This window comes from Microcoleus sp. CZ3-B2, from assembly GCF_036705055.1.
Lineage (GTDB): Bacteria > Cyanobacteriota > Cyanobacteriia > Cyanobacteriales > Microcoleaceae > Microcoleus.
The window spans coordinates 1-12,360 of sequence record NZ_JAUBTN010000104.1; the positions used below are offsets into that span (position 1 = coordinate 1).

6 protein-coding genes are annotated in these 12,360 nt (G+C 42.7%); 5 read left to right on the forward strand and 1 reads right to left on the reverse strand.

All coding sequences use genetic code 11. The features are described from left to right. Positions 1 to 527 precede the first annotated feature (527 nt). From QUA97_RS27030 to QUA97_RS27050, 5 genes are all read left to right on the forward strand, one after another. Positions 528 to 788, forward strand: coding sequence for a hypothetical protein (locus tag QUA97_RS27030; RefSeq protein ID WP_333197335.1), 261 nt, complete (start codon positions 528 to 530; stop codon positions 786 to 788). A gap of 231 nt (positions 789 to 1,019) precedes the next feature. After that, positions 1,020 to 2,279 (forward strand): hypothetical protein, encoded by a 1,260-nt coding sequence (locus QUA97_RS27035; protein ID WP_333197337.1) that lies wholly within the window; start codon positions 1,020 to 1,022, stop codon positions 2,277 to 2,279. Positions 2,280 to 2,466: 187 nt separating this feature from the next. Continuing rightward, entirely contained in the window at positions 2,467 to 3,522 is a 1,056-nt protein-coding gene (locus QUA97_RS27040) for a phytoene/squalene synthase family protein (protein WP_194069130.1), read from the forward strand. A 68-nt stretch (positions 3,523 to 3,590) separates the two neighbouring features. Then, positions 3,591 to 5,732, forward strand: coding sequence for an NAD(P)-binding protein (locus QUA97_RS27045; RefSeq protein ID WP_333197340.1), 2,142 nt, complete (start codon positions 3,591 to 3,593; stop codon positions 5,730 to 5,732). Positions 5,733 to 6,107: 375 nt separating this feature from the next. Next, positions 6,108 to 11,672, forward strand: a complete 5,565-nt coding sequence (locus QUA97_RS27050) for a trifunctional serine/threonine-protein kinase/ATP-binding protein/sensor histidine kinase (protein WP_194069134.1) — start codon at positions 6,108 to 6,110, stop codon at positions 11,670 to 11,672. Positions 11,673 to 12,122: 450 nt separating this feature from the next. Here QUA97_RS27050 and QUA97_RS27055 read toward each other — a convergent pair. Beyond that, the coding region (locus tag QUA97_RS27055; RefSeq protein WP_333197343.1) for a hypothetical protein at positions 12,123 to 12,360 on the reverse strand (238 nt) is incomplete at its 5' end.

Genomic DNA, 12,360 nt, shown 5'->3' on the forward strand with positions numbered 1-12,360 from the left:
ACCCCATCTTTTTTTACCATAAATCGGTCAAACCTTTGTTAGCTATGGGTTTTAACGGGGTTGTCACCCCGTCAGGGCTTGACGGCTTATCAATCTATTCAACAAGCTCTCTCTATTGATGGCTCCCTTTTTTCCCCTAGTTGAGCAATTACGTTTTATGTAAGTAATTCCTGGATTTGCTACTCGCGGGTGACAGGAAAATGTGAGTAAAACTCAGCCACATTGTTCAGTGGAAGGTTTTTGGGCGTTGCTTAATCAGGGTATGAAAAAAATCAGTTGAAAATCCCGAAGCGTTGTGAATACTGGTTTCTCTGATTTGCATATTTAGCCTTTCATACCGTAAATCAGCAACGCCGATTTGCGAAGTTTTCTAACATCTTGGCGTTCTCATGCCGGTCAGACTTACTTATTCCCCGGCCGCCACCCTTGCCACCATTGGAAGCATTTGCACCCCGATTCAGCGGATCGGATTTTGAGAGAAGCGTTTGAACGAGTAGGCATCGAGGGAGCATCCACCCACAGCTTGGTTGAGAACGGCCCTCACCCAGAGGAGCAACGCGGGTATCCCGCTGCGGATTATTCAAGAAATCAGCCGCCACCGCAACCTCGAACAGTTGCAGCACTACGAAAGAGGTGCCTGCCAGAACAAGTCACAGGAGCGATCTCTTCACTTTCCATGCTTTCTAACACTGGAAAACGCTCGTTACCCCGTGGGCAGCGGTCTGCTAGTTTATGACGATCGCCCCCAACCGCCGCGATCGCTCCATTTTCGCCTACCAGTGCAGTAATGCAGCAAGTTTGACCGACTCCGCTGTCGGGTCAGATATACACCACAGGTCGCACCTCAACGGTAACATGAAGTATAGGTGGGCCGTGAGCTCAGCTTGCTTTCTCTATCGCTCGATAAAGAGTTTGTGATTGAGAAAATTGGCGTTAATTCAGATCGAACCGATCGGTATTTGTGATATGACTGAAATATAAAAAGTTTGCAAGCTAACTCATCATGAGGTTATGAAGCAATGAATGTTAACAGCGCCGCTCAACTTCTGCAAACAGGCTTTCGCACGGCACTAGGAGCAAGCAGCGCGATCGCGGAACTGCTCCATAACCCGCAAAAATTAGCAGACATCCTCGCAAAACCGCCTGGCTCGCCAGATCGACTCCTTCAAGACCTTGCTGCCAGAGGCGAAAGCATAGAACAAGAAGCACATAAATTTGGCGAGACATTTTTATCGGGCGTCAGTAACCATTCAAAACCTCCACAATACATTGAACGAGCTAACGAGCAATGTTTTCTGCAACCCTACGACATCAAAGGTACAAATCTCTATGGATTTGTGTTAGAAAGTTCTTTACCTCAACTCCAGAATTTGTGCGACAAATATCTCAATAATTTAACCAGCCCACAAGTCGAGTACCGCCCTGCCACACACTATATCCTACTAACCTTTGGAAGTATAGATTCCCTGGCTTCTAGAGAAAAGCCCGATCGCGACAGGGGTTACATCGACGAGCAGGAAGTTGTGATTTGGGTCTTGACTGCGGTCGGTCAACAACGTGGCTCCGTCTTTCAAATAGACCGCTTTGCTTGGTTCGTACCCTACATATTCGTCAGCAATTCACCAGCTTTAGCTTCAGGTCGGGAGGTTTACGGCATCCCGAAAGAGATTGCAAGCTTCAACATTCCCTCAATCGATCGGCTGCAAGACCCCTTCAGTTTGCACACTTATACCTGGAAAACTTTAACTGCTCAAACAGAAGCAAAATGGGAACAGCTAATCAGAGTATCGCAGAAAAATGGAGGTAGCGAAAGCCAGTCACCTAAAATATGGACTAGCTATTCAGAAGCAGTTGCAGAAATCGCCCAATTATTTTTCGGCGACAGCATCATGAAAATTCCGGGCTTAAGCCTGCCACTTAACCTGCTTGAATACCTGCTGCAATATCGGCTAAATGCAGAAATTCCTGTAGTCATGCTCAAGCAGTTTCGCGATGAAAAAGACGGCAAACAAGCTTGCTATCAAGCGATCGTAGAAATTCCCATGAAAGTATCCAAATATCACGCAGGGCGACTCTTAAGTTTTGGTTCTACTGGTGGTTCTCAATTTGAAGTCACAATATACAATTTTGCCAGCCACCCCATTGTCACAGAATTGGGCTTACCAAGAGGCCAGGCAGAGCCAGAACAACCAGTAAATATACAGCCGAATCTGGCTTTCTGGCTCAACTTTGATTTCACAGTTGAAAATGGTACTACGGTTTGGAAAGCGCATTCGTAGGTTGGTTTTTTTGTTTCTGAGCTAATTTATATAGGGCGGAAATTTTGAATCCTTTTGGTAATCATAAATACTTTCCATCTCTCTTGTTGTAAGATACATTATTGACCAGGAATTACAACGCACAGAGGCATCTGGAAGCAAAGGCGCTTCAAGACTTAATATCTCAATACAAGCAGGGACATAAAGCATGATAACATTTTATCTATTGCACGAACAGAAGAAGTACCTTGAAGAGTTCATGAATAAAGTTTCTCGCTCTTTTGCATTGGTAACTCCTTGTTTTGAAGAACCGTTAGATACTTTTATGGCTACGGCCTATCTGATTTTTCGCGTTGCTGACAACATTGAGGATTGCCAGCAGTCCTTTAGCTGGCAGCAGGCTCGTTTTGATGAATTTCAGCAACTGCTAAAGGAACCAGCTTTGGCCTCCAATATTTTATCTAGCTGGTCGTCAGAAAATTGGCCGGGACTCAATGCCGACCAAAAGCAATTAATGAATCTGGAAAATGGACTAATGTTATGGCAAATTTATGCACTAATACCAAACGATGCTAAAGCAATTATTCATTGCTGGGCTTCTGCAATGGTTGAGGGAATGAAACAAGTGCTAGATCACCAACAGGCTCCTATTATGCTAACGCGCAATGGGATCAGTCTCCCAGCCCAAGAAGACGATTACAATCGTTATTGCTATTTTGTAGCTGGTATAGTTGGTCATATGGGAACAGAGTTAGCTATCAACCATTACCAATTCAACTTAGATGTTGCAGCTTGTCTTCTAGCAGGTTGTGAAACCTGCGGCGAAGCATTGCAAAAAACAAACATTATCAAGGATTTTCCTGAAGATTTGGCTAATGGTATATGCTATTTACCTGCTGTATGGATACAAGAAGTCGATAATTCACCACTCTTGCTAAAGGGGGCTCCCAAGAGTTGGACGCAAAAAGTTATTACAAATGTGATGGTTGAGCTAAATAAGTCTGTCGGTTATGTAATGACTATTCCCTATGAAGCGGTGGGCTATCGCTTGGCTAGCTTAATGTGCCTACTTCCTGCTTATCAGACGCTATTGTTTGCAGCGCAGCAACATGATAAATTATTTACAGCAGATCATTCCGTGAAAATCTCTCGTAGTTGCTTCTCGCAGTGTATAGAAGATGCTAAATCAATGGTGCGTGATAATGATGCCCTACTAAAATACAGTCAGGCATTGCAAAAATCTGTAGAATATGCGTTCAAATGAAAGACAGGATTTGGATGCAGCTAAATTAGAAGATTGATGTACTACTTTTGCATGGGGAAAAAGAAATCATGGCTGAAACTATGAAAAAAAATAAAATTGCCATTTTAGGCGGAGGTATGGCTTCTCTTACAGCAGCTTTTGAACTGACAAGTCAACCTGATTGGAAGGAAAAATATGAGATTATACTCTATCAAATGGGGTGGCGTCTGGGTGGCAAAGGTGCGAGTGGACGCAATATGAATGCCCAAGCTCGAATTGAGGAACATGGCCTACATATCTTGATGGGAGTTTACGAAAATACCTTTCGAGTTATGCGTCAGTGCTATCAAGAATTAGGACGGAGTGAAGACATCCCGCTTGCTACCTGGCAGAACGCTTTCAAGCCACACAATTTCATTGCATTTCCTGAATATATCAACAAACAGTGGGTACTTTGGCCCTACGACTTCCCAACAAATAATTTACTGCCTGGAGAAAGTGATAAATTGCCCTCTGTTTGGGAGTCTGTTTGCTTGCTCGTCGAGTTTATGGTCGATCAATTTAAGAGTTCATCCTACTTATTTAGCACTCTATCTGAAGGCGAAGAATTATTGGATTTTACAGGGATTCCCGAGTCGATAAAATCTCTACTGAAAGAGATGAATATTCACTTAGAAATTCCTAATGTTCCTTATGAAATTGGTTTATTATATATTGCTCAAAAATTAGTTCAGGAATTGCCACAAGATCCTAAAACGCACCGAGCTATACAACACCATGCTCTGCTTTGGTGTCTGGGTCAATTCAGAACTTGGCTTTTCCGAATTGTTGAGGAAATAATAGAAGCTCACCACAAGTTTCGTCGCCTGTGGATACTTGTGGATTTAGCATACACCATCATCCAGGGTGTAATTGTGGACGGTATTATTTTTGATGGCTTTAATGCTATTGATGACTATGATGTCCGGGAGTGGTTGAGTAAACATGGGGCTTCTGAACTTAGCGTCAATTCGGCACCAGTGCAGGGTCTTTACGACCTTGTCTTTAGTTACGAGAACGGTAATGTCAATCAACCAAATTTAGCGGCTGGAGCTGCGCTTCGTTGCTTTCTACGCATGACTCTTACTTATAAGGGTGCGTTTTTTTGGAAAATGCAATCTGGTATGGGAGATACCATCTTCGCACCACTTTACGAGGTACTCAAGCAACGGGGTGTTAAGTTTAAGTTTTTCCATCGTGTCGAAAATCTGAAGCTTTCTGAGGACAAAAAGACTATTAAAACGATCCAAATTAGTCGCCAAGTTACGCTTAAAAACAATGTTTACGAACCGCTTGTTGATGTTAACAAACTGCCCTGTTGGCCGAGTTCTCCTCTCTACGATCAGCTTGTTGAAGGGGAAGAACTTAAATTCAGGAAAATTAATCTAGAATCGGCCTGGATGTCGTGGGACGATGTGGAGGATATCGAGCTCAATGTAGGAGAAGATTTTGATTCTGTGGTTCTGGGAATTTCTCTAGGAGCACTAAAATATATCTGCCAAGAGCTAATCGAAGCTCGCAAAGAATGGCAGCAGATGGTAGAGAAGGTCAAGACTGTTCAAACCCAGGCACTGCAGCTCTGGCTAAAACCTAGCTTACCAGAATTGGGCTGGATGATGCCTAATCCTGTTATAGATGCTTATGCACATCCCTTTAACACTTGGGCTGATATGAGCCATCTCAATGTCTCTGAGGGTTGGTCTTCAGAACATTATCCAGGTAGTATTGCTTATTTTTGTGGCCCTTTGGAAGAGATCGAGGAAATTCCAGCCTTTGTAGATCATTCGTTTCCTGACAATGAAACGAATCGAGTCAAAGAAACCGCTCTCAAGTGGTTTCAGCAAAATATTCCGACTTTATGGCCAAAAATCACCATACCCGAAAGCTCAGATATGCTGAACTGGAATTTACTTGTTGACTCAAAAAATGGTACGGGTTTAGAACGATTTAATTCTCAATTTTGGCGGGCAAATATTGAGCCTTCTGAGCGTTATGTCATGTCTCTCAAGGGAAGTACAAAATATCGGCTCAGAGCAGACGCATCCGGGTTTGATAATCTTTATTTGGCTGGTGACTGGACACTTAATGGGATTAATATTAGTAGTCTTGAAGCAACTGTTACTTCAGGTATGCAGGTATCTAGGGCAATTTCGGGATCTCCTCAAAAAATTGTGGGTGAATCAGATTTTTAAACTTTGACTGGTAAAAGGAATAATCAGAATTAGATATATAGCAATCCTAAATGATTCAGATAAATTTGTAGGGATAGTACCCCCATGCCTACCCCCTATCTATCGGGAAACCACCGACCAAGAACCCCTACAATAATTATGCAAATGATTTAGGATTGCTATAGAACCCATTTGATATCTATTGCCATTGCCACAAGCGTTATGCCAGATAGATTTCAGCTTTTTTGTTACCATCCCCACCTGATTTCTCGCCTTGTCGCTATTAAGTTATGCCAGACGGCTGATTTGTCTGCCTTATTGTTCAAGAAAAGATGTCAAATGGGTTCTATAGGTAGTACCTTGCTGTAGAGTCATAATATTTTACTTCCCAATCAGATGCTAAAACTTCCGGGCTACACAAATTTTCAAAAAATTAACGAAGGCGTGAAAACAGTTGTTTATCGGGGGTTGAATCTTCAGAACCAACAGGCTGTTATTGTTAAGCTACTAAGCTCTAAGTATCCACATCCCCTTGATGTTGCTAATTTAAAGTATCAATATGAAATCGCAAAAAACTTGAACATCCCAGGAGTTGTTAAGTGTTTGGGGCTGGAAAGATACCAGAACAGCTTCGCCTTAATTATGGAAGATTTTGGCGCTCAATCTTTAAATTACATCCTTGCTTCTCTCAAGAACGATTTTATCAGCTTTCTCAGAATAGCAATTCAGTTAACGGAAACTTTAGGGCAACTCCACAAACAGCAGATCGTTCATAAAGATATTAAGCCGAAAAATATTATCATCAATCCCGAAACTTGGTTGGTTAAAATTATAGATTTTAGCATTTCTTCTCGCCTGGGCAGAGAAAACCAAACAATTAACAATCCTAATTGTCTGGAAGGCACCCTAGCCTATATATCCCCAGAGCAAACGGGCAGGATGAATCGGTCGATTGACTATCGTACCGACTTCTACTCCTTGGGTGCAACTTTTTATGAAATGCTGACAGGTTCCCTACCTTTTGCAGCCACAGACCCAATGGAATTGATTCACTGCCATTTAGCAAAGCAACCAGTTCCGCCGATTCAGTTAAATCCAGAAATTCCCCAAGCAATTTCTGACATCGCACTCAAATTATTAGCCAAAACCGCAGAAGAGCGGTATCAAACTGCTGAGGGACTAAAAGCCGACCTAGAAAATTGCCTAGCTCAGTTACAGGAAAGCGGCACAATTTCACGATTCATTGTAGGGTCTAAAGATTTATCTAATCAACTGCTGATCCCGCAGAACCTCTACGGCAGGAAGGAAGAGGTAGCTGTATTAATGGAAGCGTTTAAACGAACCAGTCTCGGCACAGCCGAAATGATGCTGGTCAGCGGTTCTTCGGGAATTGGCAAATCTTGCTTAGTGAATGAAGTTCACAAACCTATTGTAGCGAAACGGGGGTATTTTATTGCTGGTAAATTTGACCAGTTTAAGCGCAATATTCCTTACGCTTCGCTGATTCAAGCTTTCCAGTCCCTCTTGCAACAGCTATTAACAGAAGATTCGGAAAAAATAGCTGTTTGGAAAGAGAAGATTTTAACGGCACTGAGTCAAAATGGTTCTCTAATTATTAATGTTATCCCCGAACTTGAACTGATTGTCGGTCATCAGCCAGAAGTACCACAACTGAGTTCCTATGAATCCCAAAACCGCTTTCATCGCGTTTTTCAACAGTTCTTCAAAGTCTTTTGTCAACCCGAACACCCCCTCGTTCTTTTCCTAGACGATATGCAGTGGGCTGATTCAGCATCCCTCAAATTAATCCAACTGCTGATGAGCGATCGCGACAGCCAATATCTGTTAACGATCGGAGCTTATCGGGATAACGAAGTGAATCCAGCTCATCCCTTGATTCAGACATTAGAAAAGATTCGAGAAAGTGGGGCTGCCATCAATAATATTACTGTTAAACCTTTACACCTAAACCATGTCGAGCAGCTAATTGCGGACGCGCTCAATGAATCTCCCGAAGCTAGGCGTATAAAATCTTTCTCAGAACTGCTTTTCACTAAAACTCAAGGCAATCCCTTCTTCTTAACTCAACTGCTGAAAGTGTTGGATTCCCAACAACTGCTAACTTACGACACTTTTATCGGTATTTGGCAATGGGACATTGAGCAAATTCAAACCATTGGCATTGCAGATTGCAATATCGTTGAACTGATAGCAAAGAATATTCAAAAGCTACCGGCATCAACGCAAAAACTCTTAAATTTTGCGGCTTGCATCGGCAGCACTTTTAATTTAAGCATTTTGGCAATTGTGAATGAGGAGTCAGAATCAGTTATTGCTTCAGGTCTGTGGCCGGCACTTCAGTCTGGTTTAATTTTGCCTCTGAGTGGAAACTACAAAATCCCGCTAGTTTTTCAACAGGAGGAATTGGGCGAACTTATTCTCAGCGATTCCAGGGTTGATTATAAGTTTTTGCACGATCGCGTGCAGCAAGCCGCTTATTCTTTGATTCCCGAATCCGAGCGAAAATTGACTCACCTGAGCATTGGCAAACTTTTGCTGCAAAATACCAGCCCTGAAGACAGAAAAGAAAATATCTTTGCTCTGGTCAATCAACTTAATTTTAGCGCTGACTTAATAGTTGGGCAAGTAGAAAAAGATGAACTAGCTTTCCTCAATCTAATTGCCGGTCAGAAAGCAAAAGCAGCGACAGCTTACGAAGCTGCTGCCAGGTATCTAAATATTGGTTTGGAACTCCTTGCTGCTAATAGCTGGCAGAGTCAGTATAAATTGACTCTCAACCTCCATGTAGAAGCAGTAGAAACAGAATTTTTAAACACCAACTTCAAGCACTCTGAACTACTAGCTGAAGCTGTTTTACAAAAGGCAAAAACCCTACTTGACAAGGTGAAAGTATACGAGTTACAAATTCAATCTTATATCGCTCAAAACCAGCTCGTTAAAGCTATTGATATGGGTTGGGAAATATTGGAAATGCTGGGGGTTTCTCCCAAATTGCTAGCAGCCGGGAATCCCTCACTCAAATTGCCTTCGTTGATAGATTTGGAAAATGTTCCCGAAATGAACGCTCCTGATAAGCTGGCGGCGATGCGGCTGCTGATGACTATCTCAGCTCCCGCTTCTATTGCCAAGCCTGAGATGGTTTTGCAGATCGTATTGACTCAAATTAATCTCTGCATTGAAAACGGTCATTCAGCGCTAGCAGCTTACGCTTACAGCATTTATGGCTTGCTCCTATGTGCAGCACTTGGAGATTTAGAGGCAGGATATTATTCCGGTCAGATAGCTTTGAAGCTGTTAGAGCAATTTAATGCTAAAGAACTGACAGCTAAAGTGTACACTCTGTTTAACGTTACTATCAGACATTGGAAAGAACACGCTAGGGAAACAATAGATCCTTTGCAAGAAGGGGTTCAAAGCGGTCTGGATACTGGAGATGTAGAATATGCTGGCTATTGTGCTTTGAACTCTTGCGCTCATATATTTTTAATTGGCAACTACCTAGAATCTGTAGAGTCGCGCCAAGCTCATTATCTCAATTTACTGCTGAAACTCAAACAAGAATTTGGGCTATACTACATTAAGATATGGAGGCAGATAGTTTTGAATCTTTTCCGACCTACTGCTGACAAATGTTGCTTAATTGGCGAAAGCTTTAATGAAGTAGAAATGCTGCCTATCTTAGAAACAGCAAATAACCAGATATCCCTTTTTGCTGCCTATCTTGCTAAAGCAATTCTATCTTACTTATTTAAAGAGTTTGCTGCTGCCGTTGAAAATGCTTCTATCGCTGAAAAATATAAAGCATCCGCACCCGGACACATGACGGTTGCCGTTCACAACTTCTACTATTCGCTAGCTCTTCTGGCTCAGTATCCCAATGTCCGATATCAAGCTGAATCGGGGAGGGAGAGCGAGCAACAAGAAGCTCTGGCTATTGTGGAGTTGAATCAGGAAAAAATGAAGGGCTGGGCTTACCATGCTCCGGCTAATTATCAGCATAAATACGAGCTGGTTGAGGCAGAAATAGCGCGGGTGAAAGGGCAAAATTGGGAAGCGATGGAGTATTACGATCTCGCCATCGCGGGAGCTAAAAAACAGGGGTACGTTCAGGAGGAAGCGATCGCTTACGAACTGGCGGCTGAATTTTATTTGGCGGCCCGAAGAGAGGAGATCGGTCAGACTTACATGGCATCAGCATACTACGGCTACGCTCGGTGGGGAGCGAAGACTAAGGTCGCAGATTTGGAGTCAAGATATCCTCCGCTTCTTTCTCTAATATCTGCTGCTAAGAACGCCAGCTTTGAGGGAACTACCTCTCCAGCAACAACAGCTACAAATAGTACAACAGGTAATTCTTTCCTCGATTTAGCAACAGTAATGAAGGCTTCGCAAGTTTTAGCGAGCGAAGTTGTTTTGAGTAAATTGCTCGAAAAATTGCTAAAAATTCTGATGGAGAACGCTGGCGCCCAAAGCGGTTCTTTGATTTTAGCAAAAGATGGCAACTTGTTAATAGAAGCGTCTGGTTCTGTAGAACGAGATCTGATAACAGTACAGCAGTCGCTTCCAATCGCTTTCAGCCAGGATTTGCCATTGTCTCTAATAAATTATGTAGTCCGAACGAAAAGAGATGTTGTTTTAGATGATGCCGGGAGGGATGAACTCTTCAAAAATGATATTTACCTAGTCAAAAACAATACTAAGTCTGTTTTATGTACGCCTATTATTAATCAAGGTACTTTAATTGCTGTGCTTTATTTAGAAAATAATCTGGCAGCGGGTGTTTTCACAGCAGAACGACAGTCAATTTTAAAGCTTCTTTCTACTCAAGCTGCGATTTCTTTAGACAACGCTTTTCTCTATAGAAAATTGTCGGCAGCTAATGAAAAATTGCAGGAGTACAGCGAGACTTTAGAGGCGAAAGTGCAAGAGAGAACGCGGGAAGTTACAGAAAAAAACGCGCTCTTACAGCAGGAAATTAGCGAGCGAATTTCTATTGAATCAGCTTTGAGGCAGTCAGAAGTGCAGTTGAGAGAACAAGCAGTTCAGCTAGAAATTGCTCTGATCGAATTGCAGCAGACTCAGGCTCAAATGATTCAAACTGAAAAAATGTCAAGTTTGGGACAGCTAGTTGCAGGGATTGCTCACGAAATTAACAATCCGATAAATTTCATTTACGGTAATCTTACTTACGCAACTGAATATATGCAAAATTTGCTAAAACTGATCGATACCTACCAGCGGACATACCCGAATCTTACTCCTGAATTGGCAGCAGTAACAGAGGAAATTGAACTTGATTTCCTCAAACAAGACTTGCTGCAAATTCTGAAGTCGATGAATGTTGGAGCCGAGCGCATCCGCAATATTGTGATAGGTTTGCGGAATTTTTCGCGCCTTTCTGAGAGCGAGATGAAGCGGGTTGACATTCACGAAGGGATTGAGAGCACGCTGCTGATTTTGCAGCACCGCCTGAACTCAGCGGTAAAGCTGGGGGATGGAGATGATAGCGGCGACGAGGGAGGCATTGCGAGCAGAGAAATTCAAGTTGTTAAAGAATACGGGAACCTGCCTTTAGTCGAGTGTTCTGCTGGAGAACTCAATCAGGTGTTTGTGAATATTCTAGGCAATGCGATCGATGCGCTGGTACAGTTGGATAACCGGCAGTGTCCAACGCCTGCGATTCGGATTCGCACAGAGGTAAAAGGCACTAGCGCCATCGTCTCAATTGCAGACAACGGACTTGGAATGAGTGAATCAGTCCGTGTGAGGGTATTCGATCCCTTTTTTACCACTAAGCCTGTAGGTTCGGGGACTGGTCTGGGCTTGTCTGTTTCGCACTCAATTATTGTACAAAAACACGGCGGGAAGTTAACGTGCATTTCAGCACCGAGACGGGGAGCTGAGTTTGTTTTGGAGATTCCGTTATCTCCGGGTATATAGATGTTTTGCTAGTACATGATTTAGTTGAGTTTATAGGAGAATTTGGACAGACAACAGGCAACCAATTTTTGAAGTGCATAAACCCATTTAGTCTCATTAATCCTACTACTTTTGTTACTGTAGTTTAGACTAAAAAATGAGCGCAGCTAAAAGTAGCGACCTTTGAATCTCAGGCAAGCTGTTGCTTAAAAACTCAAGAAGTAGAAGATTAAATAGCTAACCTTGAAGACTTTTTGCGTCGAGAAACCCGTTTTTTGACAGTGGGATAGCATGGTGCCTTGGTACGTACCTTTCCTTTTTCCCAACCGGGAGATTTTCCCCTATGTTTAGGGATTTTAGTAGAAGTACCAATGTCAACTAAAAGCGAAAACATTGATTGGGCAACACGTCCAGGAGTTACATTGATATTAGCAGATTGCCCCGCGTAGTATATTTTCAACCACTAAATCCCTAGCCGTCCCAGAGTTGCCAACTCATCAACGGCATTAAATCGCTCCACCGTTCACATTGTTCGGGAGTTCTCAAGTTAGGCAATGTCCAATGTAATCGTTGCGAATGCAAATCGATACCAATGATCCACTCCAAAACGTCGTAAATACTTAAACCAAACTGTTTCGCTTGGGTAGAGTTCGTTCTCCAACCCAAGCCAACCATAAGGGTGGAAACGGCTGACCGTTTGACATGGGCT

What these genes read in the sequence shown, in the direction of transcription:
- QUA97_RS27040 (WP_194069130.1), top strand. Translation starts at nt 2,467, where the DNA reads ATGATAACATTTTATCTATTGCACGAACAGAAGAAGTACCTTGAAGAG.
- QUA97_RS27050 (WP_194069134.1), top strand. Translation starts at nt 6,108, where the DNA reads ATGCTAAAACTTCCGGGCTACACAAATTTTCAAAAAATTAACGAAGGC.
- QUA97_RS27035 (WP_333197337.1), top strand. Translation starts at nt 1,020, where the DNA reads ATGAATGTTAACAGCGCCGCTCAACTTCTGCAAACAGGCTTTCGCACG.
- QUA97_RS27045 (WP_333197340.1), top strand. Translation starts at nt 3,591, where the DNA reads ATGGCTGAAACTATGAAAAAAAATAAAATTGCCATTTTAGGCGGAGGT.